The 491-nt window shown below is 63.7% G+C and carries 1 protein-coding gene; it reads left to right on the top strand.

The genetic code is table 11. The features are described 5' to 3' along the window. The coding region (locus tag EN969_RS34695; protein WP_127419971.1) for a hypothetical protein at window positions 1-313 on the top strand (313 nt) is incomplete at its 5' end. Window positions 314-491 lie beyond the last annotated feature (178 nt).

Genomic DNA, 491 nt, shown 5'->3' with positions numbered 1-491 from the left:
GGCCTTGCTTGAAGCCTTCGAAGCAATCCGTCGCAGCGGCATCGCCCACGCCCGTCAGGATCACGTCAGGCGCAAGGCGGTGATCGACGAGTTGAAACCGTCGGAGGCGCTGTTCCTGGCCGCTATCGGTCCGGCACTCTCGGCGCAGGAGGTAATCGAGGACGCCGCCCGCTTCATAGCCTGCTGGCGCAACATACCGCGCTGGCGCCAGGAGCGGCGCCTGCCCGACCTGATCAGGGCCAAGCAGCAGCGCCTGGTGGCGCGCTATTTCCGCCGCCATGGCCACAGGCTCTGGGCAAGGGAAGCGGTGTGAGGACTGGACCAGCCATTTGCGGGTTCCATCAGCCATTTTTTCTTTCTAGACTGCGCAGGGGTGGCTGACCGTTCGACGTGCATAGTTTGGAATGTTCAAGACTGCCCGCTCAAAATTTCAAACCTGGATAACGGCCGGCGCGGGAGCCATCGCCGCCCTGCTCGTCGCCGGCCTGATG

Source organism: Mesorhizobium sp. M7A.F.Ca.CA.003.01.2.1, assembly GCF_003998945.1.
In the GTDB taxonomy this organism is placed as follows: Bacteria; Pseudomonadota; Alphaproteobacteria; order Rhizobiales; family Rhizobiaceae; genus Mesorhizobium; species Mesorhizobium ciceri.
The sequence above is the reverse complement of the archived record's forward strand: the minus strand, read 5'-3'. Positions and strand labels throughout refer to the sequence as shown.